The 23,974-nt window shown below is 45.8% G+C and carries 21 protein-coding genes; 8 read left to right on the top strand and 13 right to left on the bottom strand.

All coding sequences use genetic code 11. The features are described 5' to 3' along the window. Position 1 precedes the first annotated feature (1 nt). Positions 2-2,314 carry a DNA topoisomerase IV subunit A gene (gene parC, locus OE749_RS17245; RefSeq protein WP_263713732.1) on the top strand — a complete coding sequence of 771 codons (2,313 nt, stop codon included), beginning with the start codon at positions 2-4 and terminating at the stop codon, positions 2,312-2,314. A gap of 121 nt (positions 2,315-2,435) precedes the next feature. Here parC and OE749_RS17240 read toward each other — a convergent pair whose 3' ends face one another. The 7 genes from OE749_RS17240 to OE749_RS17210 are packed head-to-tail and all read right to left on the bottom strand — an operon-like array spanning position 2,436 to position 9,761. Beyond that, positions 2,436-2,954, bottom strand: coding sequence for a chemotaxis protein CheD (locus OE749_RS17240; RefSeq protein WP_263713731.1), 519 nt, complete (start codon positions 2,952-2,954; stop codon positions 2,436-2,438). After that, positions 2,951-4,042 (bottom strand): protein-glutamate methylesterase/protein-glutamine glutaminase, encoded by a 1,092-nt coding sequence (locus OE749_RS17235; protein ID WP_263713730.1) that lies wholly within the window; start codon positions 4,040-4,042, stop codon positions 2,951-2,953. The genes OE749_RS17240 and OE749_RS17235 overlap by 4 nt, the downstream gene beginning before the upstream one ends. Then, positions 4,039-4,851, bottom strand: a complete 813-nt coding sequence (locus OE749_RS17230; RefSeq protein WP_263713729.1) for a CheR family methyltransferase — start codon at positions 4,849-4,851, stop codon at positions 4,039-4,041. The genes OE749_RS17235 and OE749_RS17230 overlap by 4 nt, the downstream gene beginning before the upstream one ends. Continuing rightward, complete coding sequence (locus OE749_RS17225) at positions 4,841-5,359, bottom strand: chemotaxis protein CheW (protein ID WP_263713728.1); 519 nt, start codon at positions 5,357-5,359, stop codon at positions 4,841-4,843. Before OE749_RS17225 ends, OE749_RS17230 begins: the two co-directional genes overlap by 11 nt. 12 nt (positions 5,360-5,371) lie before the next feature. Further along, complete coding sequence (locus tag OE749_RS17220; protein ID WP_263713727.1) at positions 5,372-7,414, bottom strand: HAMP domain-containing methyl-accepting chemotaxis protein; 2,043 nt, start codon at positions 7,412-7,414, stop codon at positions 5,372-5,374. Then, on the bottom strand, positions 7,408-9,486 hold the full coding sequence (locus tag OE749_RS17215; protein ID WP_263713726.1) for a chemotaxis protein CheA: 2,079 nt from the start codon (positions 9,484-9,486) through the stop codon (positions 7,408-7,410). Before OE749_RS17215 ends, OE749_RS17220 begins: the two co-directional genes overlap by 7 nt. A gap of 2 nt (positions 9,487-9,488) precedes the next feature. Beyond that, positions 9,489-9,761, bottom strand: coding sequence for an STAS domain-containing protein (locus OE749_RS17210; RefSeq protein WP_263713725.1), 273 nt, complete (start codon positions 9,759-9,761; stop codon positions 9,489-9,491). 244 nt (positions 9,762-10,005) lie between these two features. Here OE749_RS17210 and OE749_RS17205 point away from each other — a divergent pair, with 244 nt between their 5' ends. The 3 genes from OE749_RS17205 to OE749_RS17195 all read left to right on the top strand — a co-directional run bounded on the left by OE749_RS17205 (position 10,006) and on the right by OE749_RS17195 (position 14,161). Further along, positions 10,006-11,160, top strand: a complete 1,155-nt coding sequence (locus OE749_RS17205) for a response regulator (protein WP_263713724.1) — start codon at positions 10,006-10,008, stop codon at positions 11,158-11,160. Between the two features lie 86 nt (positions 11,161-11,246). After that, on the top strand, positions 11,247-11,750 hold the full coding sequence (locus OE749_RS17200; RefSeq protein ID WP_263713723.1) for a SixA phosphatase family protein: 504 nt from the start codon (positions 11,247-11,249) through the stop codon (positions 11,748-11,750). An 11-nt stretch (positions 11,751-11,761) separates the two neighbouring features. After that, positions 11,762-14,161, top strand: coding sequence for a DNA polymerase II (locus tag OE749_RS17195; protein WP_263713722.1), 2,400 nt, complete (start codon positions 11,762-11,764; stop codon positions 14,159-14,161). Positions 14,162-14,164: 3 nt separating this feature from the next. Here OE749_RS17195 and OE749_RS17190 read toward each other — a convergent pair whose 3' ends face one another. After that, the gene (locus OE749_RS17190) at positions 14,165-14,398 is read right to left on the bottom strand and encodes a YgaP family membrane protein (RefSeq protein WP_263713721.1); all 234 of its coding nucleotides are present in this window, start codon (positions 14,396-14,398) and stop codon (positions 14,165-14,167) included. A 163-nt stretch (positions 14,399-14,561) separates the two neighbouring features. Between OE749_RS17190 and OE749_RS17185 the strand changes: the two genes are divergently transcribed. Continuing rightward, positions 14,562-15,698, top strand: coding sequence for a MalY/PatB family protein (locus OE749_RS17185; RefSeq protein ID WP_263713720.1), 1,137 nt, complete (start codon positions 14,562-14,564; stop codon positions 15,696-15,698). Here OE749_RS17185 and OE749_RS17180 read toward each other — a convergent pair. Both OE749_RS17180 and OE749_RS17175 read right to left on the bottom strand, forming a co-directional pair. Further along, entirely contained in the window at positions 15,681-16,874 is a 1,194-nt protein-coding gene (locus tag OE749_RS17180) for an Nramp family divalent metal transporter (RefSeq protein ID WP_263713719.1), read from the bottom strand. The genes OE749_RS17185 and OE749_RS17180 overlap by 18 nt on opposite strands. Positions 16,875-17,026: 152 nt before the next feature. After that, positions 17,027-19,288, bottom strand: a complete 2,262-nt coding sequence (locus OE749_RS17175) for a TonB-dependent receptor (protein WP_263713718.1) — start codon at positions 19,286-19,288, stop codon at positions 17,027-17,029. A gap of 194 nt (positions 19,289-19,482) precedes the next feature. On the opposite strand from OE749_RS17175, the gene OE749_RS17170 reads away from it, so the two are divergent. Further along, a complete protein-coding gene (locus tag OE749_RS17170) occupies positions 19,483-20,124 on the top strand; it encodes a UPF0149 family protein (RefSeq protein ID WP_263713717.1) in 642 nt (213 codons plus the stop codon). 46 nt (positions 20,125-20,170) lie between these two features. Here the strand turns inward: OE749_RS17170 and OE749_RS17165 are convergent, their stop codons facing one another. The 3 genes from OE749_RS17165 to OE749_RS17155 form a co-directional block, all read right to left on the bottom strand. After that, positions 20,171-20,794, bottom strand: a complete 624-nt coding sequence (locus OE749_RS17165) for a tetratricopeptide repeat protein (RefSeq protein WP_263713796.1) — start codon at positions 20,792-20,794, stop codon at positions 20,171-20,173. 98 nt (positions 20,795-20,892) lie between these two features. After that, positions 20,893-21,129 (bottom strand): TIGR02647 family protein, encoded by a 237-nt coding sequence (locus tag OE749_RS17160; protein WP_263713716.1) that lies wholly within the window; start codon positions 21,127-21,129, stop codon positions 20,893-20,895. A 28-nt stretch (positions 21,130-21,157) separates the two neighbouring features. Next, complete coding sequence (locus OE749_RS17155) at positions 21,158-21,661, bottom strand: hypothetical protein (protein ID WP_263713715.1); 504 nt, start codon at positions 21,659-21,661, stop codon at positions 21,158-21,160. Between the two features lie 95 nt (positions 21,662-21,756). On the opposite strand from OE749_RS17155, the gene ubiD reads away from it, so the two are divergent. After that, positions 21,757-23,223, top strand: coding sequence for a 4-hydroxy-3-polyprenylbenzoate decarboxylase (gene ubiD / locus OE749_RS17150; RefSeq protein ID WP_263713714.1), 1,467 nt, complete (start codon positions 21,757-21,759; stop codon positions 23,221-23,223). 20 nt (positions 23,224-23,243) lie between these two features. Further along, complete coding sequence (fre, locus tag OE749_RS17145; protein ID WP_263713713.1) at positions 23,244-23,954, top strand: NAD(P)H-flavin reductase; 711 nt, start codon at positions 23,244-23,246, stop codon at positions 23,952-23,954. Positions 23,955-23,974: the final 20 nt, after the last annotated feature.

The following is a 23,974-nucleotide window of genomic DNA, read 5'->3' as shown; positions in this document are numbered from 1 at the left end:
TATGAGTGATGAAATCAGTATTAACAGTGATGGTATAGAGCAGTTACCACTGCGTCGCTTCACTGAAGACGCCTACCTAAATTATTCGATGTACGTCATTATGGACAGGGCGCTTCCCCATATCGGTGATGGCTTAAAACCCGTTCAACGCCGTATTATCTATGCGATGTCAGACTTAGGGCTAAGCGCCACCGCAAAGTATAAAAAATCTGCCAGAACGGTGGGTGATGTACTGGGTAAATTTCATCCACACGGTGATTCTGCCTGCTATGAAGCGATGGTGCTGATGGCACAGCCGTTTTCTTATCGCTATCCACTCGTAGACGGTCAGGGTAACTGGGGCGCCCCAGATGATCCTAAATCGTTCGCGGCAATGCGATACACCGAAGCACGATTATCTCGCTTCAGTGAGGTATTGCTGAATGAGTTAGGCCAAGGAACCGTAGATTGGACGCCCAACTTTGATGGTACGTTGCAAGAACCGAAAGTATTGCCATCACGATTGCCGCACATTCTCCTTAATGGCGTAACCGGCATTGCTGTCGGTATGGCAACGGACATTCCGCCTCACAACGTGCGAGAACTGGCCAATGCTTGCGCCCACTTGCTTGATAACAGTAAAGCTGAGCTTGCTGACTTGTTAGGTTTTGTACAAGGGCCTGATTACCCTACCGAAGCTGAAATTATTACGCCGCGTGCTGATATTCAAAAATTGTACGAAACTGGGCGTGGCTCAATCAAAATGCGAGCGGTATTTCAGGAAGAGAGCGGCGAGATTGTCGTGACCGCGCTTCCGCATCAGGCGTCAGGGGCCAAAGTGCTAGAGCAAATTGCGGCGCAAATGCAAAGTAAAAAGCTGCCCATGGTAAGCGACTTACGGGATGAGTCTGATCATGAGAATCCGACCCGCATCGTGATTAGCCCTCGCTCAAACCGCGTGGATATTGAGCAGCTGATGCAACACCTGTTTGCTACTACCGATTTAGAAAAAAGCTACCGTGTTAATCTGAACATGATTGGCTTAGATGGCCGCCCACAAGTAAAAGACCTAAGGGTGATTCTCACTGAGTGGCTGACATTCAGAAAAGATACGGTTGTACGTCGTTTACAGCACCGTTTAGATAAAGTGCTGGCAAGGTTGCATATTCTTGAAGGTTTAATGATTGCCTTTTTGAATATCGATGAAGTGATTCATATTATTCGTCATGAAGATGAGCCTAAAAAAGAACTTATGGCGCGTTTTGGGTTGTCGGATAAGCAAGCCGAGGCGATTCTTGAATTAAAGCTTCGTCATCTAGCGAAATTGGAAGAAATCAAAATTCGCAGTGAGCAAGACGAGCTGGCGCGTGAGCGTGATGAGCTTCAACAATTGCTGGGTTCAGATCGCCGCTTAAAAACGTTGATTAAAAAAGAAATTCTTGCCGACGCTGAAAAGTACGGAGACGACAGACGTTCGCCTATCGTTGAGCGAAACGAGGCTAAAGCCCTGTCTGAAAAAGAGCTGGTGCCGTCTGAGTCGGTCACCATTGTGTTGTCAGAAAAAGGGTGGGCGCGCTGTGCCAAAGGGCATGATGTTGACGTTGAAGGATTGAGCTACAAAGCAGGAGACAGTTATCGGGCCAGTAGCAAAGGCCGGAGTAATCAACCGGTTGTCTTTTTAGACAGTTCAGGTAGAACGTTCTCATGTGATGCTCACAGTTTGCCGTCGGCGCGAAGTCAGGGCGAGCCACTCACCGGACGATTTAATATTGTTGGTGGCGAAACCTTTGAGCATGTATTGACGGGCAATGACGAACAGCGTTTCTTGATGGCCTCAGATTCAGGGTACGGCTTTGTCGGCAAGTTTGCTGACATGGTTAGCAAAAATAAAGCGGGTAAAGCATTTTTAACCATTCCATCCGGTGGTAAAGCATTAGCTCCGATGTCGGTTAAACATTTAGATACCGACTGGTGCTTAGCGATTTCTAATGAGGGGCGTATGTTGATGTTCCCACTGCGTGACTTACCGTGTTTAGGTAAAGGTAAGGGCAACAAGATCATCAATATACCTTCAGCTAAAGCACAAAGCCGAGAAGAGTTTGTAAAAGTGCTGGCCGTGGTGCCTGATGGTGCGCATGTGAAGATCGTAGCAGGAAAGCGTAGCATGACGCTATCGGCTGCCGATTTAGAACATTATCAAGGTGAACGTGGGCGTCGCGGTAACAAATTGCCTCGCGGTTTGCAGCGTGTAGATAGCATCGAGGTGGATTTACCGGCATCCGCTGAACAAGCGTTAGACGTAGATGCGCCAAGCGATGGAGAAAACACCGTTTAACGCTAACAAAAACAAACATCGAAAAGCAAAAAGGGCAGAGTGATATCTGCCTTTTTTCTTTGCTGTTAAATCTCTTTATGCTTAATAACTACTACCCTGAACGGAGGACTTCAGGGAAACATTAGGCTTTGTCGCTAGCAACAAAGGTGACATTGCTTTGACCATTTCGGGTGTCGAACGTCAGTTTTCTGTAACCAAATTCACCTACATCGACAGTGTCTACCTGAACGCCATGTTTGTGGCAAAGGGTTAACGCAATCAGCGCATTCTTTTCGCCTACAGGTGCGACTTCCATGGGTAAATCATGCTTAGAAAAATGCAAGTTCGCAGGCGGCTTTCCCAGCATGTTGCCGCCGCCATATATATTTGCAGTGAATTTAGATAAATCTGCGTGGCGCTTTTTAGCTTCTATTTCGAACGCTTTAAAGCAGTCTTCAGCGTAGCGACAATCGATATGTCTGTCTGGTGTGGTTTTGTTATCTGGGAGCGCAAAATGGCAGATGCCTGCGAGTTTTCTGTCGGGGTGCCATAAGGTGACGGCAATGCACGAACCCAGCAAGGTGTGAACAATGCGGTTACCGCGCCCAAACACGAGTTCGCCGATGTTGAGTACCAGTTTTTTCGGATTTTTTTGATTCATTTTCTGCTTCGAATGCTATAGCCAGTGGCATTTAAGAGCGTCGATGCTACTTTCTCTAACGGTAACTCAGACAGCGATGCGCCTAATTCATGCGCGGCCCTTGGCATGCCGTACACCACACAGGTGGCTTCATTTTGAGAATAGGTTTTGCCTCCTGCTTCACGTAATTCTAATAGGCCTTTTGCGCCATCATCCCCCATGCCAGTGAGAATAACCGCAGCACAATTGCTGCCTGCGACATTTGCCGCCGAGCGCATCAGTACATCAACAGAGGGGCGGTGGCGAGAAACGGGAGGGCCTTCTTTTAGGCTGATAAAGTATCGGGCCCCACTGCGTTTAATTAACATGTGCTGATTTCCAGGCGCGATATACGCGTGGCCTTTAATAATACTTTCATTGTCAGAGGCTTCTTTTACAGTAATGCGGCATATCTGATTGAGTCGATTAGCAAAGGAACGAGTAAACCCTTCTGGCATATGTTGAACCACAGCGATACCGGGGCAATCCAGTGGCATTGATTCCAATACGGAGCGAACGGCTTCTGTGCCACCTGTAGATGCACCAATAAGAATAATCTTTTCAGTGGTTTCTGCCATAGCTTTGTGCGTCTGCCCACGAGAGACAACGGCGTCTGCCGACAGTTTCTGTTTGGTGGCTTTCTTTTTACTTAGTTGCCTGACATTGGCTTGCGCAGCCGCGCGAATGATATCAAAAATATGCTCATGTTCAGCAGATACAAATTCCTTTAAAGCCACGGTGGGTTTGACGATGATATCGACTGCGCCTGCTTCTAACGCACGAATACGAGAATCACTTCCGTCGCCTACAAGCGTTGAGCAAATAACCACGGGAAGGGGGTGTTGCTCCATAAGTTTACGTAAAAATGTGAGCCCGTCCATGCGGGGCATTTCTACATCAAGAAGCAGCACATCGGGGGCCCGCTTGCGCATCTTTTGTGCGGCGATGTAAGGGTCGGGGGCAACATCAATGAGCGCAATGTCATCTGCCAACTTAAATATTTCAGTAAAGCATTGCCTAACCAGTGCAGAGTCGTCTACTAACATCACTTTGATGGCTGGTTGGCTCATGATGAGATTTTCCTATACACAGTGGGAACCAGTTGCTCAATGCCTTCGATACCCCGAATCGACTCAGAATGGCCGATAAACAGAAGCCCATCATCTGTCAGTTTATTCAAAAACTGTCGAATAATGCGCTGGCGAATGTCGTCGCTAAAATAAATCATCACATTGCGACAAAAGATCACATTGAACTTCGGCATCGCAGCATAGTTGTCATTCAACAAATTAAACTGCCCGAAACGAATGTGCTGGCGAATATCTTGAGAGATTTTAATAATGGGTTTGGTTTTGTCTCGGTGTTTGAGTAGAAAACGTTTTCTTACGCCTTCTGGAATGGGCTGAATTTGATTGCGTAAATACAACCCTTTGCTGGCAATCTCTAACATTTCCAGTGAAATGTCGGTGGCGGTAATAGAAAAATGTTGCCCCAATAATGGCTTAAGTACCATCGCCAAGGTGTAAGGTTCTTCTCCGCTTGAACAGCCAGCGCTCCAAATGTGAAAGTGCTGTTTCTCCGATTGGGAACGTCGCCAATTCGTTACGTGAGTTTCGAGCACGGGATAGTGGCTTGCCTCACGAAAAAACTCCGTTTTGTTTGTGGTCAAATTATCAATTAGGTGGATATGTTCTTCTTTGGTGCTCAATGCATAGTCAATGTAGTCACCCAAAGAGGGAATGGATAGCGCGTTTTGGCGCTTACGCAAGCGCGACTCAACGAGGTTACGTTTTTGTTCAGGAAGTTGAATGCCTACGCTGTCGTGGATGAAGCTGGCTACACGCGCATGATCGCGGGGTGTGAGCCTATCACGTTCCATCACTTTCCTCTATTACGGTTTCTGAAGGCTCACTGCCATCCGCAATATGCTGGAGTTCATCATCTGAGAATATGCGAGCCAGACTCAATAAGATAATCAGCAGCTTGTTATACTCCACCATGCCAAGAATAAATTTGTTATCAATGACATTGCCAAGTTTTGGGGGCGGTTTAATGTCTGAGGTGTCTAATTCGACGACTTCTTTTACGCTATCAGCCAGTAACCCTAAAGCAAAAGATTCACCCGATAGTTTGACGTCAATAATAATAATGCAGGTATTCACCGTAGGCTCAGAGACGTTGAGTGAAAAATACAGGCGTAAATCTACGACGGGTATCACTTGTCCGCGAAGGTTAATGACGCCCAGCATAAAGTCAGGTGAGCGCGGCACGCGTGTAATGGGGCGATATTCGATCACTTCTTGAATTGCACTTATCTCCGCCCCGAAACAATCTTGATCGAGAAAGAATGACAGAACTTGTAACTTTTTAATGCTCGCTTCTTCCATCGTTCTGCCCTCTTAGTACTTCACAAAGTCATCGTCATTATCATCAAGATCTAAATCAATGGTTTTATTTTCACTTGATGCTGGCTTTTTAAGGCCGACATGGGGTTTCGCTTTAAAGTTGGGTTTACTCGGAGGTGAAGGGCGGCGTGACTGGCTGGTGGTATGCATAGCGTCAAGTTGGAAGAACGACATGCTCTCATTCATTTGCTCGGCTTGGGCACTTAATTCTTCTGATGTTGACGCCATTTGTTCTGCTGATGCTGCAGCTTGCTGAACGACTTGATCAAGCTCCTGCAAGGCTTTATTAATTTCCGCTGCGCCTTTATCTTGCTCAACCGTTGCGGCGCTAATTTCTTGCACTAACTGCGATGTACGTTGGATATTAGGAACCAACGACTCTAGCATGTTGCCGGCTTTTTCAGAGACTTCTAGCGTATCTCGGGATAACTCTACAATTTCACCTGCGGCAGATTGACTACGTTCAGCAAGTTTTCTCACTTCAGCGGCCACCACGGTAAAGCCTTTTCCGTGTTCTCCAGCACGTGCCGCCTCTATAGCCGCATTCAGGGCGAGTAAGTTGGTTTGTCGTGCGATTTCCTCAATAATATTGATTTTCTCAGCGATGTTTTGCATTGCTTGTACAGACCTAACCACCGCTTTGCCAGATTCTTCTGCGTCTTGTGCCGATTGCTGCGCGATTTGCTCTGTTTGTCTGGCGTTATCCGCGGTGTGAGTAATATTCGAAGACATTTCTTCCATTGCCGATGCAATTTCTTCCAGTGACGCGGCTTGCTCTGTGGCGCCTTGTGCAATCTGCTGGCCTGTTGAGGACAGCTCTCCACTGCCAACAGTCACGTTGGACGATGCCATCTGTACATCACTGACTACCGTTTTTAATTTGTCATTCATGCGTTTAAGAACGGCATATAAATCTGATTCTGCATAGCCACTATCAAAATGTTGGTTCAAATCGCCCTCGCCAATACGAGACAAGGCTTGAGAGACTTGCTTTATGCGCAGCGTGGCTAAAACGGCAACGGCAATGGCAATAATGATTGAACCGATGGCCGTCATGATTAGGTTGCGGCGAACATTGAGGTAATTTGCGGTGCTTTCTTCGGTAGACTTTTGCAATGAAACTTCGTTACTTTCCATCAATTGTTTTAGTAAGGTTTCCAATTGTGTAAGTAAGCCTTCACCCTCATTTACCACCAAGTCAAACGCGCGAGCGTTACCATTTTCCATAGACTTTTCAGCCACTCGCTTTTGTATGTTTCTATAGTCTGTGAATCGTCGTTGTACGTCACTGATAAAGGCTTCGTCTGTAGGGAGAATGGTTTTCAATTGTATTATAGCTGCGTTAACATCTTCCTCGACGCGGTTCATGGCGCTGTCGTCTGCCTTCATGTTTTCTTGGCTTCTTGCCATTATCAGGTTTTTCTCTAGCCTGAGTAGTTCTGCGATGCCTCGATCAATTCGGCTAAACACAAACAACGTATCTATCTGTTGTTTAATGCGGCTCGTGTTTGTCATGGCGTTAATTTCACTCTCTAGTGATTCTCGTCGCCGCTTGATACGATCTTTAATATCTGTGTGAGCGCTAAAGGCCTCTTCTTCGCTGATCTTTCGGGCGATGGCATTCGAGTTTAATTGACTTAGGCGAGACACTTCTGCCACCACGCCCGTATATCGATTGGCAATCGATTCGATTTCCGCGACGCGACTTTTATTTTCTGGCAATACAATCTGTTTCAGCGCCGAAAGACGTTCTGTGAATTGCCCTTCTTCAGATAGTATTGTCTGGTAAATACGCTGCATTTCATTGATATCACGAGATAGCACCAGCTTTCTGACTTCTGAAGACACCGTTAGCATATCTTGTCGCATTCTGCTGGCGAGCTTAACCCGCTCCACAGGGCCGGCAATGACAGCGTCAGATTGGTCGTTTAACTTTGAGGCGTTGTTAATTGCCATAAAAGCACTGCCCGCCATTATCGCGATAAGTACGATAAAACCGGCCAGCACCAGAGTGTTCAGGTTAATCTTTTTCAGCATGGTGGCGTCTCCGCGGGCATATTTTCGTATGAATCAGACAGCTGACAACTGTCGTATAGGTCGTTGATGTCGAGTATGAGGGCAACATTGCCGTCTCCGAGTATTGTTGCCCCGAGTAATCCGGTTGTGTGTCGATATAATGGACTGAGGTTTTTAATTACGGTTTGCCGCTGGCCGACAATTTCATCCACCGACAGACCAAATTGTTGCTCCTGTGCACGACAGATGATGGTTTGCTGCAATTTAGGCATGTCTTGCTTAACGTGGAATAGTTGTCTGAGATTGATACAGGTGATGTAATCGCCGCGGCAATTAATCACACGGGTACTTTGATGCAACATCGATTCGGTGGTTTGCTCTTCAATACACTCTTGCACCGTATTCAGTGGAATGACGTAATACTCGATGCCTATACGTACTAACAAACCTTCAATAATCGCCAGCGTCATGGGCAGGGTAATCGCGATGGCAGTGCCTTTTCCTTGCACGCTATCAATCGTTACCTGGCCTTGTAATGCTTCGATGGAGGTTTTCACGACATCCATACCGACGCCGCGACCAGAGACATCTGATACTTTCGCGGCGGTTGAGAATCCAGGCTCAAAAATCAAATTTTGAATCTCATGTACCGATAAGTTGTCTTCAGCTGAGACCACGCCACGTTCGATGGCTTTGGCCAATATTTTATCGGCATGCAAACCGCCGCCATCGTCAGATACCGTAATTTTTACGCTACCACTTTCATAGGTGGCTTCTAGTTTAATGGTGCCTTGAGAAGATTTGCCTGCGGCTTGACGAACGTCTGCCATCTCTATGCCGTGGTCAAGGCTATTGCGTAGAATATGCACGAGAGGATCGCCTAAGCGTTCTAACACGACTTTGTCTAGTTCGGTATCGGCACCATAGGTTTCCAGTTGTACTTGTTTGCCAAGTTCACGAGACAAGTCTCTAACCAAACGTCGAAAGCGGCCAAATGTGGAGCCAATCGGTAGCATTCTGACTGAAAATGTTGTGTCGCGAAGCTCGGCGGTTAACCGACCCAACTCCTCGCTGGCAGTGTCTAGCGCTTCAATGTCGTTAACCAAAGAAACTTGACTAATCGCGGAGTGCACAATAACCAGCTCACTGACTAAATCCATCAGTCGATCTAGTTTATTCGACGGGACTTTGATAGTAGGCTGGCTCGGCGTGGTTTTTTCTTTTTCTTTGCGGATAAATGCTTGTTGCTGAAGCGCCTGATCGACCGTCTTTTCAGACACTAGGCCCGATTCTGACAATAATTCACCCAATTTCGGCTTGCTGTTTTGTATTGCTTCTATTTTGGCTTTATCTATTGCGCCGATATCTTGAAGAATATCGCCTAACTTGTCTGACTCATTAAAGCTCAACCGATCAATGTCGATTTGCCAGTCGTCCTGAACAAACATAAAGGCATCATGGATGCTGTCTTTGCTGACATCTGCGCTTAGCAACAACAAAAAAACCAAGTTACATTTCAATGGATCGAAGCTTTCTTGCTGGGGTTGTTCACGCCAACCGACGGTGAGTGCACTGTCGCCAAGTGATTGCAGCTCTCTGAGTACTGGCATGCAGTCAAATCCGTCGACAAATGCGTTTTCGTCTGGCGCGATGGTTATCCGCCAATAACCTTCTCCTTCGTCAAGTTGTGATGGAGGTATTTCCGCCTCTGGTGTAACGGCATGTTCGGTGGGGGCGATGTCTTGCAGGCGGTGAATGAGCTGTTCACTGATTGCCATCATTTCATTCGATGACTCTTTGAATATCAGCGATTCCACATGATCTTTTGCATCTAGCAATAAACTGATACTGGCGTGATCAAGACGAATAATTCCCTTACGTACTTGATCGAATAACGTTTCGACATGGTGGGTAAAATAGGAAACATGGTCAAGTCCCACCATGCCAGCAGAGCCTTTGATGGTATGCATTGCACGAAATGCAGTATTGATTTCGCTCGCATCTGACGGGCTTTGCTCCAACACCAACAGGGACTCTTCAAGCGCATTGAGGTGTTCTCGCGCTTCTTCCAAAAAGACATTCAGCAAATCCATGCTTATTTCTCCAACGGAAGATCTTGCATGCCAATGATAGCCAAAGCGCGTTTTGCATGCTCAGTTAAACCAAAAAATGAGACGGTTTTGGGGGCAATGATGCATTGATGAAAGAACCACAACAATTGTGCACCGCAGGTGTCAATCTCTTCCATTTCGCTTAGGTCAAGGCGCAAATGCTGGTGTTCACTCAATTGAGCGAGCCAGTCTTCTTTACTTTGTTTGGCATTGGCTACGGTCAGCTCTTTTGGGGCGACAACTGTTTTCTTTGACATACAGCCCTCGTTAGGTTTACTGATTTACCCACTTGAACTGCATAGGGAATTGACGATTCGATTTTAAAAATAGTTAGAAACAAGCAATATTGCAAAAACATGAAAAAGTAAAAAATTGCCTAAAACCTTATTTTTTATAAGCAAGTTTGGCTGCAAGCACCTATCTTTATCCTTGTATGGGTGTTGAATCGAAGACACGGTTTCATAACGAGTCTACAAATGCGCTGCGAGAATGAGGGTAAGTATGAGTAAACCACGACTTCTAATCGTTGAAGAAAACGAAACGGAAAGAGAACTTCTTGAGATGATTCTTGGGGAAGACTTTGATGTTGACGTTTTACCCGATGCGTCGAATGTGTTATCCGCTGTCTCTCAAAAAGATTATGAAATAGTGATTACTGAAATCAGTTTTGATAATCAAGATGGATTAGAAATTTGTAAAACCATTGCGACCGACGACGCCCTTGACCCGCCAGCGGTGGTGGTGGTGAGTAAAATTGAAGATGAAACTGTGATTAAATCTGCCTTTGCAGCTGGCATTTATGATTATTTTAAAAAACCCTTCAATGTCATTGTGTTTCACGAAAGCATGCTTCGTATTGTTGGGTTAATCGAACAGGCAAAAAAACAGAAAAAAGAGCGTAAAGCTACGCAATCGGTATTAGCAAATACATTGAGTCAGGCTGCATTTTACGGCACTGGGCTTGAGATCATTGCCGACCTCAACCGCGCGAGCAGCTATGAGCGTATCGCCAGAAAAGTATTGAAAAACCTTGAGTTGTTAAACATTTTCGCAGCCATTCAGTTTCGTGTACAAGACGAAGTACATACCTTTGATTGGAATGACGAAGTATGCGATGACCGCACGCTACGAGTGTTTGATTTATTGGTGAACGAAGGGCGTATTTATCGGTTTGGTAAACGCCTCATGTTTAATGATCAGCATACGTCGTTGTTTGTGAAGCAAATTAATGACAAAGACGGCACCACCTATGATGCAATTTTAGACATGGGCGCCAAGCTTGTGCCCGCCGTCGAGTCACGTGTTATTGCCTTAAAGGAGCATAACACTTTGGTAAAAGCACAACATACCATGAATGATATTCTACAACGCTTGCAGGGTGCGATTATCGAGTTGGCAGAGAGTAAACGGCAAGCGGTGGAAAACATCACCACTAAAATTTCTTTGAGCTTTCACGAATTAGATTTAACCGAAGAACAAGAAAGCTTCTTTGCCAATATGATTGAAAAGGAAATCAAACAACGTAATGACGACGAATCACTCAAATCTCTCAGTGAATTACTCCACGACTTTAATGCCATATTACAAGAGGCGATTGAATCGGAGCATGATGAAGAAGATGACGAAGACGATTTTCAGGAGCTAGAGTTTTTCTAATTGACGTAAATACACGTGATGAGTGACCTATGGTCAAATATACAGTATATTACGAGGCTGTTTATTTGATGTTATAGGATATTAATATGGTTCGAATGATAGGATGTCTCATTGCCCTGGTGTCTATGCTGTCGGTAAATGTCAGTGCGGCTGAATACACACTTTATCTCACTCGCCACTATGATAAACAGCATGATGTTCCCAATCCTTCGCTGACACAGGTTGGGCAAATGCGCGCTCAAAACTTAGTTGCGTTTTTAAAAGATCACCAAATAGAAACGCTGTACAGCACAGACTATAACCGCACCCAACAAACCATTGCGCCTTATGCAAAAGCGGTAGCCTTGGATGTGAATGTGTATGACCCGCGTAATCTAGAGGCTTTCGCACAAACATTACTCACCCAACAACAAAGTGCCGTAGTGGTGGGTCACAGTAATACGACGCCTCAGCTAGTTAAGGCTTTGGGCGGTGTTGCGCAGCCAATCGCAGAAACCGAGTTCGGCGATTTGTTTATACTGACATTTTCCGATGACACCAATACGCTTGTGTCACAGTCTCAAACTATTATTTCGTCGGTTGAAAAGTAACCTTCATATTCATGGCTTCACAGTATGAGCAGATAGAAGGGTTTTTGTTGAGCCGAGGCTTAGATGAGTCGGGCTCACATTCTTATCTGACTTACACCTTGGTGACCGACAATGGCCCAGTAAAGCTGATTTCTACGCCGCAAAAAAGTGTTTTCTTTTTAATTGCTGAGCAGCAGCAATCGGCCAGCAAACGGTTAAATCAGGCGCGTATAGCACACGAGTGCAAAGCGCTTGATTTAAACACCTTTGAGCAAACGTCCGTGTGCGGATTTTATTTCGACAAAGTGATGTTGGCGAACCGTGCGCGACAATGTTTGCATGAAGCTGGGATAGAGACATACGAAGATGATATTCGATTGTCTGACCGATTTCTAATGGAGCGGTTTGTATACGGCAGTGCACGTGTAACGGTTTCTCATGCCGGCTCTCATCACCCACGGTATCCTAGCTATCACATCCATAAAATTGCGCCTTGCCAATACATGCCGTCGTTCAATCTCATTTCGTTAGATATCGAATGTAGCGAGCATGGCGAACTGTATTCAGTTGGCGTGAGCAGCTCTTCTTTAAAAAAAGTGTTGATGATTGGGCCTGAGCATCCGATATCGTCGAATGCTGACACCGACATTCAGCCCGACTGGCTTCAATGGGTAGCGGATGAAACTGAACTTCTTCGTGAATTTGCATTGCTTATTCAAGATATTGATCCTGATATTATTATTGGCTGGAATGTCATTAATTTTGATTTTAAGGTGCTCTATGAAGCCGCAGAGCGTTTGAGAGTACCGCTTTATTTGGGACGTGAGGGCGAAAAAATGAGCTGGCGCCCTCGTAGGCATGAACCCGCTTCTGGATTTGTTACTATTGCGGGCCGTATGGTGATTGATGGCATTGATGCACTCAAAACGGCTACCTACCATTTTGACAGTTTCTCTTTAGAGTTTGTCGCTCAGAGTTTATTGGGTAAAGGTAAAGACAGTGATGATGTCGATAATCGTCTTGCTGCCATAAAACATGATTTTCAGCACAACAAACTCAAATTAGCCAAATACAATTTGGTTGATTGTGAATTGGTTTGGGATATTTTCGAGAAAACGAACATACTCAGCTTTCTTGTTCTTCGTAGTCAGTTAACAGGATTAGAGCTAGATAGGCAAGGCGGATCAGTGGCGGCATTTATCAATGTATATTTGCCAAAGCTTCACCGGGCAGGCTACATATCTCCCAATCGTCCCCTTGATGGAGGCTTGGCAAGCCCCGGCGGATATGTCATGAGCTCCAAGCCCGGATTGTACGAACATGTGTTGGTGCTAGACTTTAAAAGCCTTTACCCATCCATTATTCGAACCTTCAAAATTGATCCATTGGGCCTACATGAAGGATTGAAAACACCCACTGACAGTATTCCTGGTTTTAAAGGTGCAGTATTTCACCGCAAAAAGCACTTCTTGCCTGACATTATCACTACATTGTGGTCACAGCGTGATGAAGCTAAGCGACAAAACGATGCGGCACGCTCACAGGCCATCAAAATTCTCATGAACTCATTTTATGGCGTGCTAGGGTCGGGTGGGTGTCCGTTTTACGATACGCGTCTTGCGAGCTCTATTACAATGCGTGGCCATGAGATTATGCAAACCACCGCAAAGTGGATTGAAGCACAAGGGTTTGACGTGATTTATGGCGACACAGACTCAACGTTTGTGTGGTTAAAAGGCGAACATACGTCAGAAGACGCAAAAAACATTGGTGTGATGCTGCAACAACATATTAATCAAAAGTGGCAGACGGAATTATCTGAAAAATATGGTCTCACCAGTGCGCTTGAAATCGAATTTGAAACCTACTTTCGTCACTTTCTGATGCCAACGATTCGTGGTCATGATACGGGCAGTAAAAAACGCTACGCAGGACTTAAATTGTCAGACAATCACACCGAAGAAATGGTGTTTAAAGGACTAGAAGCGGTCAGGTCTGATTGGACGCAGTTAGCGCAAGAGTTTCAGCGCACTCTGTACCAAATGGTCTTTAAGGGAGAAGACGTCACTGACTATATCACCGATGTCGTTAATGGCACGCGACAAGGCAGATTTGATGAAAAGTTGGTATACAAAAAGCGCTTGAGGCGGCCGCTTGAAAGTTACGAAAAAAATGTGCCGCCTCATGTGAGAGCGGCAAGGTTGGCAGACGAGATAAACGCAGCGCAGGCAAAGCCGCTGCGCTATCAGCGTCGTGGTGCGATTGCCTATATTATTACAACAGCCGGGCCTCAACCTATCGAGTATGTCACCCATTCTCCTGATTATGACCATTACATCGACAAACAGTTAAAGCCCGTTGCTGATGCCATCCTTCCTTTTATTGATCTTTCTTTTGATTCACTAAGCAATCGCCAAGCAACCCTTTTTTAACCTTTATTTGTGTGTGCCGGCGTAAGAGTCATCAGAAAAATCGGGGTAGGTATCAATGCCCAGCATTTTGTAGATGTAACACACACCCGTTGAACAAGAAACCCAAAGCGCCAATCCTACTATCACCAAAGCCACATTGGTTGCTGTAGAGTACATATCCTGAACGGCAAGCGTTAAAAGCACACAAGCGATGATTGAGCGAATAGCTGTATCAAGAATACCGACGTTCTGTTTCATAATGATTCTCCTCATTGGTTGAGTCTATTATCCTGAATGTCGTCGTGAGACGATTTGATCCAAATCAACCTAAATAGCTGGTGGAAAGGAAACTACAACCTACGGATAGATTGCCGTATGATGAGTGTTCAATTCGTCTAATACTCAGTGAAAAGGAGCCTGAATGAACTTTGCAAAGCCCGTCGATAGAAAAGAGACTTATTCTTACAAGTGGGAAAAATACCGTGGCAAAGACATTCTGCCTATGTGGGTGGCCGACAGTGAGTTTGAATGTGCAGAACCGATTAAGCATGCAGTACATCAACGTGTTGAGCATGGGGTATTCGGATACCATTTGCCGACACAGTATGAGCCAGCGAATCGAGCTGTGCAGCGTTGGTTAGCCGATAAGCACGATTGGCACATAGAGAGCGACTGGATTGTGTGGATACCGGGTGTCGTACCTGGGTTCAATGTGGCTTCTAAGGCGGTGTGTGAAGCTGGCGACAGAGTCTTAGTTCAAACGCCTAATTATCCCCCTTTACTGGCGTCTCCGCGCATCAACGGGCTGGAAGGAATCAACATTCCTACCGTTATGCAGGATGGCCGCTATACATTGGATTTTGACCGACTCGAAGAAGAAGCCAAACACCCTAACACCAAATTAATGATCTTGTGTAACCCGATGAATCCTGTGGGCTCGGTGTTAACTGAATCGGAAATTGAGCGCGTACGTGATATTTGCGTCACCCATAATGTGGTGTTGTGTTCTGATGAAATACACTGTGACTTGATTCTAGATGAGAACGCCAAACATATTCCTGCTGGCCGCGTTCCTGAACTTTCGAATCGGTCTGTTACTTTAATGGCAGCCAGCAAAACGTTCAATATTGCTGGTTTAGGTACGGCATTTGCGATCATTCCTGATAAAACCCTTAGACGGCGATTCTCGCAAGCCGCGTTAGGGCACTTACCTTGGGTGACTATTCTTGGGCTGGTGGCTACAGAAGCGGCATTAACAGAATGTGACGATTGGCATGCAGCACAAATTGATTATTTGCGTGCAAATCGTGATTACTTATGTGAGCAAATCAATCAACTACCGGGCTTGTCGGTGATCCCCTCCGAGGCAACGTTTCTGGCTTGGGTTGATGCATCGGGCTTGGGAGTAGATAACCCGATGCAGTATTTCGAAGAGTTGGGCGTAGGCCCTTCGCCAGGTGCTGATTTTGGCGACAAACAGTGCGTAAGATTAAACTTCGCCTGTCCGCGCACCGATCTAGAAGAAGCTGTCAGGCGACTATCAAAAGGCCGTGAATAGGCGATACACGCCTAAACCGACAACAAACAACACGACAAAGCTACCGACACTATTCGAGAGTATGCCGTTTTTATACTCGCCAAGTGAGGTAGCTTTATTCATTGCCCAAATCAAAAATATGGCAATGATGGGTAACAATAACCCATTGGCTGCCTGTGCAAAGACGATGGCTGCTAATGGCTTAAATCCCATCGTGGCAACGAGTGCGCCCGCCCACATAATCACTAACCAAGTCATTTGAAAGCGACGAGAATTCAAGTGTGTTGACCAACCTAATGCACCGCATACGGCATAGGCGCCAGCTAATGGCGCGGTGATGGCACTGGTTAGCCCCGCACTGAATAGCCCAAGGGAAAAAAAGTGGCCCGCCCAGTCGCCTAAAAGAGGTGTGAGTTGATGGCCTATGTTGCCTGCATCTATCGGTAATCCTGACGCAAAAAATACACTGGCCGCACACGACATCACGGCAAATGTAATCAACCCTCCAGCACCGATGGATATGGCGGAGTCGATACGATTATGACGCAAATGAGTTGGATTACAGACCTCTGTTTGCTGCTTTGCAACGACACTGGCGTGTAAGAATAAATTATACGGTACAATCGTGGTTCCAATTAATGCAAACGTGACAAGCACTGCACCGTCAGGAATAGAGGGAGACGTAAGGCCCGCTATCATCGCACCCCAATCCGGCCGTGTCACATACATGGTGACTAGGAATACGCCACTCATTATGCCGACCAATCCAATCAATGCTTTTTCAATTAAAGGATATTTACCCGACAATAATATCAGTGACGCAATCAACGGAATTATGAGACTCCACAAGGTCATGCTGCCGCCAATAGATTGGCTAATGCCTAGCGCTGCACCCGTAATATTTCCCGATTGATAAGCTGCGTTGCCAAGTCCAACGGCACCTACAATGAGTAATAAAATAAGAATACGAAGAAGTCCAGAAGGCAGAATGTCTCGCAGAGTTTCAGCTAAGCCTTGACGGGTTACCATGCCCAAGCGCGAGGCCATTTCCTGAAGCACCACAGTCGCGATAACCGATAGCATTAATGCCCACAACAAAGCATATCCGAATTGTGCGCCGGCCACGCTTGCGGTGGTAACTGTACCTGGCCCAATAAATGCCGCGGTGACGAATAATCCCGAACCCCATTTTTTCATGTTGTTTGCCTGATTGTATTTTTAATGGTTTGAAGGGAGGGTAGCAGCCTATCAGCAGTGGCTCAAAAGCGAAAGAGAGTGAAAGGGGAAGAAAAAGCGACTCATACCAAACAACCAAGCTAATCTGGTATGAGCCGTTGCCTCAGCAAAAACTAGAAAGTGATACGTGTGCCCATTACAAATCCTCTGCCTGGAAGCGGTGCTTCGTCTTTTAAGAATGATGAGTGCACACGTGCCTCCTGATCTGTGACATTGTTTCCTTTAAGGAAGAAGGTCATGTCAGTGTCATTGAATGAGGTGTAATAGTTGACTGCAAAGTTCACTAGTGTGTAGCTGTCTGTCTCGTTCTCACCTGGCGCAACCTTGTCTTGTTTCGCGTAATAGGTTGCACCTAATTCAAAATGCCAGTCTGACAATTCGTAATGGAGTGCGCTGGAAATACGTAGTGGCGGCATACGCGGCACGTCTTCTCCGTTGTCTAGTTCAGCGCGCGTGTAATCTGCAAACGTGTCTAAGCGAAGACTGTCACTGATATGCCAATCGAATTCCATTTCTAGACCATAGAGCTTGGCATCTTGTTGTCTGAAGAGATAAATTGGTAACGCTTCGCCTTCTTCTTCATGCATCTCTTCGTCGGCATGATCCTCATCGTGAGCATGGGCGTCTTCTGCAAATAAGCCAGTGTCTTGTTGGAAAACGTAATTGTCTACATCGTTGTAAAACACACTGACTGAGAAGTCGGTGTGGCGCGTTTGTGCGCGATAGGTTATATCGAGATTATTAGAAATCTCTTCTTTTACCGATATTGCGCCTGTAATAATTTCTGCGTCACCATCGTGCATCTCAATGTCATAAAAAGCACCGACTTCGTAAGTGTTGGTGCCGATGTGAGGTCCATTCGCGAACAGTTCAGCTGCCGATAATCCACGCTCTGAACGTGCGTAATTGAATGCAACTGTTTGATTGTCTGCCAAAGAATACACCACGCCCGCAGACAAGCTAAATGCAGTGAAAGACTGCTCATCAATGTTCAACTCATGAGCGTCATGTTCTTCTTCCGTTTCGTGAGCGTGTTCAATGTCTTCAGGTTTAATGGTTTCGTCTTCAATTCTGGCACCGAGTTGCCATAAGAAATTACCCGTGCGTTTTTCTTCAAGAACGAATAAGGCTAACACGTCAGTGTCGCTTGGGGGCGTGAACGCTTCTTCACCTTGTGCTGAAAAGTCGCTTTGGGTCATTGTCACACCCACGACGCCATGCCAACCCATTATGGGTTCGTGTTTAGCCCAAAGACGCGATTCAAAGGTTTCGTTGAAAAACTCCGTGCCGACTTCATTTCCTTCAATTTCAGCATGTGTATAGTCTGTATAGGCACCGTGCAAGTGAACTTCAGTGAAAAAGCCATCAAGATTTAACCAGTCGATTTTCGCTTGATATCTGTCTTGGTCGAGTCGACCAAATACACTGATTTCCTCGCCATGTGCTTCCTCGCCATGTGCTTCGTCGCCATGTGCTTCGTCGCCATGTGCTTCGTCATGATCTTCGTCGTGGTCTTCGCCTTCATGAGCTTCTTCACCGTGACCACCGTGACTGTGGCCGGGAATGCCATAATCGCTTTTTAGTTTGCCATAAGAAAATGCGAAGCGGGTGTCGTCGGTTACGTAACCCATACCGACAGTAAAGCCATTTGCATCAATAAATGAACTATCTAATTCGTCAAGATGCGCGTCACCATCATGTTCATCTTCTTCGTGAATATCATCGTGACGGATGCCATCAGGTAGCGAATAATTATTGGTTTTACGTTTAAAGCCATCAACGTGCCAAACAAAGTTGCCTGTTCCGCCATCGGCGTTTAAAGACACCGTGTTCTCGTCTGACACAGTATCGTGCAAGTAAAGAACTTCAACGTCGGTTTCTTCGCGGCGCTCGTAAGGCAGTCTATTGTCTACCACGTTCACAACGCCGCCTATTGCACCGCTTCCGTAAAGCAATGTTGCAGGGCCACGGAGTATCTCGATTTGCGTTGCAGTGGATGTCTCTGTAGAGACGATATGATCTGGGCCAACGCGAGACGCATCCGATACATCAAGCCCGTTTTGAACCACTTTTACGCGAGGGCCATCTAAACCTCGAATGATGGGGCTGCTTGATACCGGCCCAAAGTAAGAACTGTGTACGCCGGGTGAATCTTTTAGGGTTTCGCCTAGTGTTGGAGAAATCTTATTCTTAAGTTCTTCACCCGCAATAATTGTCACTGGTGTCGCTGACTCTAAAACTGAGCGAGATAAAGGAGATGCGGTAATAACTAGCTTCTCAAGTTCTGACTCGTCCTTATGCGTAATTTTGTCTTGTGCCAGCGCCATATTGGTCATCACGGCTAAACCGATTAATGACAATGCAGGTGTTTTCATGGATGCCTCTGAATAGAATGTTATATTATAACTTTTGTTATATAGTAACACTATGTGCTTATCCTGAATCAAGTCTTTTTTACATAAAAATAAACAAATCGTTATAATTCGCTTTCATCAGACGATTCCCACACATACTATGAGTGTAGTCTGAGATGACATTGCTTTCAGAGAACAAATAGAGAGACAGGGCTTTGAACGAAGCAGAAGCGCTAAACGAATTAGAACGCCTATGTGAAGGCGAATTAAAGGGTATCATTGAGGATGCATATTTTGTTCGTGGACTCATTTTTGGCGTGTCGTCAGCGCCTGAAATTCCCATGCCCGAACAGTGGTTAGTGTGGGCATTAAAAGCACGAGGGCAACTCGCATCAACGGAACAAGCCGACACGTTAAGCCATGTGCTTATGTCGTTATTGCAATTTCAGCTTCAACATATGCGTGACGAAACCATTGTATTGCCACCCCATTGCGACTACGCCGAAGATCTTCACGCACCCGCATGCCAATTTTTAGCCGGATTATTGTCAGCGCATGCGCAATTAGAAGGTGTATGGCAGCATGCTTGGCAGTGTAAAGCGAAGAAGCAGCCAGACGATTTGCCTGAAATGAAGCGCGATTTAACCCACTGCCTGAAAATGTTTTCTACCTTTGCGAATGTGCCGTTGGCGAAACAGCAGGCTCAGCGGGTGGGCAATGACGGCTTAATCGAGAAATTACCGGTTATTTTCCAGTCTCTGCCACAGGCGATGACAAAGTATGTAGCTTTGTCGGGAGACTTAGTGAGCTATTTGCCTAATCAATTTGAAACCTTTGTGCAGCCTGCGCATGAATAGCGACATGGGATAGGTGAAAAAGCGAGTTCAAAAGAGAGCTTGCTTATTAACTATCGAGCGGACGCTTCGCTTGACGCACTGCTTTAGGATGCATTAATTTTTCCAACCCCGCCAAACATTGGGCAATCTTCTTGTGTGTCTTTTCATCGTTGGTGACGGCATTGTATAACCAGTGATAGGCATCAACATAATCGTATGGGCTGCCATGTCCACCTAAAAACAATTCAGCCAACTGCACTTGCGCCTTTAGGTTGCCCAACGAAGACGCTTCTCGAAGGTAAACCACCGCGCGAGATTTATCCATTTGAACTAGCTTGCCCTGCGCGTAATACCGTCCAAGTTGCTCTAGCGCCGCGGGTAGTCCTTGGTTAGCCGCATCTTTCATAAATTCGATTCCGCGAGCGGGTTCTGCATCAATGCACACGCCCCATGCCAGCATGTCGCCCCACAAAAACTGATAGGCAGGAACTTTAAGGGTTTCGGCGCGTGCCTCGATATCTTGCACAAGCTGACAACGGTCCATCACGACGCGATCCAGATGTTCATTCTTATTAATCATCTGGATAAGTTCATCCTGACTGTAAAGTTGCACCGCTTTAACCTCTTGTGCACGGCTTTGCGCACTGAGCAAAAAGCTCAGAATAAAAATACCTGTAGTGATACGCGTCATCATGGTTACATACTATTATATACTGCCTATGTTGTTAGTATCGGCCACAAATTCAATCTCTGCACATCAACCCTAACTACGCAGTCAGAATATAGGGTTTAGGTGTGAGTCAATGCTGACTCAATAACTTGTGCATGTTCAATTAAATCATGTCCAAGATCAGTAAGGTATCCGCCATCTTGCTGGGTAATGATACCTTTATCAAACAACCGCTTTGCCGCTGAGATCATAGTTGGGTCTGCATCTTGATGAATCTTTAGCCCCTGCATTAAGCTTTTTGTCGGAAACTTAAGTAACAGGTTAAGCTCTTCTGTCATTTGTTCATTAAAAGCCATCGATGTTCTCCATGTTTCAATGTAAACGCTAATCGCGTTTTTTATAGATACCGTCAAATACAGTTTGCCAATCATTGTGATGACTTAGCTGCATTTGCCAGTGTTGTCTTACTGTGCCGTCTTTCTTGGGTGTCCAAGTGATTCGGTGGGTGAGAGGCTCCCCTTGCGAAGACTTGCCTGCGGCAGATAGGACCATGTCGCCGTGTTCGTTCAATCCGCCAATGAGAGTAAGCATCGTGCCTGTGTTATCCACCCACATTTGTTGCCATTGTTGGCTGTGCTTGTTGTACATGTTTATACTTTTGCCAGCAAAGCCCGACGCCGTTGTGTAGTATTCTTCAATGACACAATCTTTTAATGTTTTAGAGATAAGGTTTTCTCCGGCTAGATCGCCAGAAGGGGTGTAGACGTGCCAATTGCCGAGCCAGAAATCAAAATGTCGGTGCGCCGGCTCAGAACAAGCCTGTACCGTCATGGGAAAGAAGACCCCAAAAATGATCAAAAACGTCGCTTTTATTCTATAAAACCGCACTTTTCATCCTTAATCTGTGTGCGATATTCAGTATGACTCGTACTTACGCTCACAGATGTTTATAATTGACACAATCAAGCGTACTCCCATTCAATATGAAATACAAAGACTTACGAGATTTTATCCGACAACTTGAAAATAAAGGCCTGTTAAAGCGCGTAACAGCAGAGATAGATCCAGATTTAGAGATGACGGAAATCGCTGACCGCACCTTACGAGCAGGCGGTCCAGCCATCCTTTTCGAAAACCCGAAAGGGTATGATGTACCCGTGTTGGCAAATCTGTTTGGCACCCCTGAACGTGTTGCCATGGGAATGGGGCAACCCTCTGTAGACGCGCTTCGAGACGTAGGCAAATTACTGGCGTACCTTAAAGAGCCAGAGCCACCTAAAGGATTGAAAGATCTATGGGAAAAGCTGCCTGTGTTTAAACAAGTGCTGAATATGCCTGCAAAAGAAGTCAAAAAAGCGCCATGTCAGGAAGTCGTATTAAGCGGTGATGACGTCGATTTAACGGCATTGCCGATTCAGCGCTGCTGGCCAGGGGATGCTGCACCTTTGATTACATGGGGCTTAACGGTCACCAAGGGGCCCTTTAAAAAGCGCCAGAATCTTGGGATTTACCGACAGCAAGTATTGGGTAAGAACAAGGTGATTATGCGTTGGTTGTCTCATCGCGGAGGCGCGCTCGATTTCAGAGAGTTTTGTCAGACACATCCGGGCGAGAATTATCCAGTGTCCGTTGCGCTGGGGGCCGATCCCGCTACCATTTTAGGCGCGGTTACGCCTGTACCAGATACATTGTCTGAATACGCGTTTGCGGGTTTATTGCGTGGTGAGAAAACCGAAGTGGTTAAATCGGTTTCAAATGATTTGCAGGTTCCAGCAAGTGCAGAAATTGTGCTTGAAGGGTATATTGCCCCCAACGAAACTGCACCTGAAGGGCCTTACGGAGATCATACTGGCTATTATAATGAAGTCGATGATTTTCCGGTGTTTACAGTTACCCATATTACCCATCGTAAAAAACCAATCTATCATTCTACTTATACAGGCAGGCCACCCGATGAGCCAGCCATACTTGGCGTAGCATTAAACGAAGTGTTTGTACCGATATTGCAAAAGCAGTTTCCTGAAATTGTCGATTTTTATTTACCGCCAGAAGGTTGTTCGTATCGATTGGCGATTGTCACCATGAAAAAGCAATATCCCGGTCATGCAAAGCGTGTAATGATGGGTGTCTGGTCTTTTCTAAGACAGTTTATGTACACCAAGTTTGTTATTGTATGTGACGATGACGTGAACGCGCGCGATTGGCACGATGTCATATGGGCGATTACAACCCGAATGGATCCTGCGCGAGATACGACTATGATCGAAAATACACCGATTGATTATCTGGATTTTGCGTCACCTATTTCAGGGCTCGGCTCGAAAATGGGGCTGGATGCGACAAATAAGATGCCCGGCGAGACAGATCGAGAATGGGGTGTTCCTATTGAAATGGACGAAGATGTTAAAAAACGCGTCGACGAACTATGGCCTTCGCTTGGACTAGATTAAAAATATAAAGTGATAAAAATATGCAAGCATACGCACAAACAGAATGTCAGGTAACACGCATTGAACCTCTTACTGATGTGGTTCATAAAGTGACGTTGTTGCCTGCTTCACCTCTACCTTTTAAAGCCGGTCAATATATTCGCGTAGTAATGGGCGAGGAAGACAAGCGTCCTTTTTCTCTTGCCACTGCACCCAGTGACAACGTGGATACGTTAGAACTGCACATTGGCGCGGGGCCAGCAAACAGCTATGCCACTGAGGTGCTTGATAAAATGCTCGCTGATGGGCGAGTTGACGTTGATGGCGGTCATGGCAAAGCATACTTAAGAGAAAATCTGCCTCGTCCAACAATTCTTATGGCTGGCGGCACGGGCTTCTCTTATACCTATTCTTTACTTAAAGAAATGCTAGCTGGCGATGTGAGTGAGCCTCTATTTTTGTATTGGGGCACTCGTACATTGCAAGACATGTACAAATATGATGAATTAAATGCGCTTGCAGAATCTAACAAACATTTCCGCTTTGTGCCTGTACTGGAAGAGCCACCAGAAGCATGGTCGGGCAAAACCGGGTGGGTACATAAAGCGGTATTAGAAGATTTTGTCAGCTTGGAACCCTATTATGTTTATTTGGCTGGGCGCTTTGAAATGGCAGGCGTGGCCCGAGAAGAGTTTCATCAAAAAGGGCTGATACTAGAGCACCTTTTCGGTGATGCTTACGAATTTATTTAATCTACATAGGACTGTGAATG

It is taken from the genome of Fluctibacter corallii, assembly GCF_025751585.1.
In the GTDB taxonomy this organism is placed as follows: Bacteria; Pseudomonadota; Gammaproteobacteria; order Enterobacterales; family Alteromonadaceae; genus Fluctibacter_A; species Fluctibacter_A corallii.
Note: the sequence above shows the minus strand (reverse complement) of the source record. Positions and strands in the feature narration are given on the sequence as shown.

Coding starts and splice junctions, on each gene's coding strand:
- parC (WP_263713732.1), top strand. CDS start 2: ATGAGTGATGAAATCAGTATTAACAGTGATGGTATAGAGCAGTTACCA.
- OE749_RS17240 (WP_263713731.1), bottom strand. CDS start 2,954: ATGAATCAAAAAAATCCGAAAAAACTGGTACTCAACATCGGCGAACTC.
- OE749_RS17235 (WP_263713730.1), bottom strand. CDS start 4,042: ATGAGCCAACCAGCCATCAAAGTGATGTTAGTAGACGACTCTGCACTG.
- OE749_RS17230 (WP_263713729.1), bottom strand. CDS start 4,851: ATGGAACGTGATAGGCTCACACCCCGCGATCATGCGCGTGTAGCCAGC.
- OE749_RS17225 (WP_263713728.1), bottom strand. CDS start 5,359: ATGGAAGAAGCGAGCATTAAAAAGTTACAAGTTCTGTCATTCTTTCTC.
- OE749_RS17220 (WP_263713727.1), bottom strand. CDS start 7,414: ATGCTGAAAAAGATTAACCTGAACACTCTGGTGCTGGCCGGTTTTATC.
- OE749_RS17215 (WP_263713726.1), bottom strand. CDS start 9,486: ATGGATTTGCTGAATGTCTTTTTGGAAGAAGCGCGAGAACACCTCAAT.
- OE749_RS17210 (WP_263713725.1), bottom strand. CDS start 9,761: ATGTCAAAGAAAACAGTTGTCGCCCCAAAAGAGCTGACCGTAGCCAAT.
- OE749_RS17205 (WP_263713724.1), top strand. CDS start 10,006: ATGAGTAAACCACGACTTCTAATCGTTGAAGAAAACGAAACGGAAAGA.
- OE749_RS17200 (WP_263713723.1), top strand. CDS start 11,247: ATGGTTCGAATGATAGGATGTCTCATTGCCCTGGTGTCTATGCTGTCG.
- OE749_RS17195 (WP_263713722.1), top strand. CDS start 11,762: ATGGCTTCACAGTATGAGCAGATAGAAGGGTTTTTGTTGAGCCGAGGC.
- OE749_RS17190 (WP_263713721.1), bottom strand. CDS start 14,398: ATGAAACAGAACGTCGGTATTCTTGATACAGCTATTCGCTCAATCATC.
- OE749_RS17185 (WP_263713720.1), top strand. CDS start 14,562: ATGAACTTTGCAAAGCCCGTCGATAGAAAAGAGACTTATTCTTACAAG.
- OE749_RS17180 (WP_263713719.1), bottom strand. CDS start 16,874: ATGAAAAAATGGGGTTCGGGATTATTCGTCACCGCGGCATTTATTGGG.
- OE749_RS17175 (WP_263713718.1), bottom strand. CDS start 19,288: ATGAAAACACCTGCATTGTCATTAATCGGTTTAGCCGTGATGACCAAT.
- OE749_RS17165 (WP_263713796.1), bottom strand. CDS start 20,794: ATGACGCGTATCACTACAGGTATTTTTATTCTGAGCTTTTTGCTCAGT.
- OE749_RS17160 (WP_263713716.1), bottom strand. CDS start 21,129: ATGGCTTTTAATGAACAAATGACAGAAGAGCTTAACCTGTTACTTAAG.
- ubiD (WP_263713714.1), top strand. CDS start 21,757: ATGAAATACAAAGACTTACGAGATTTTATCCGACAACTTGAAAATAAA.
- fre (WP_263713713.1), top strand. CDS start 23,244: ATGCAAGCATACGCACAAACAGAATGTCAGGTAACACGCATTGAACCT.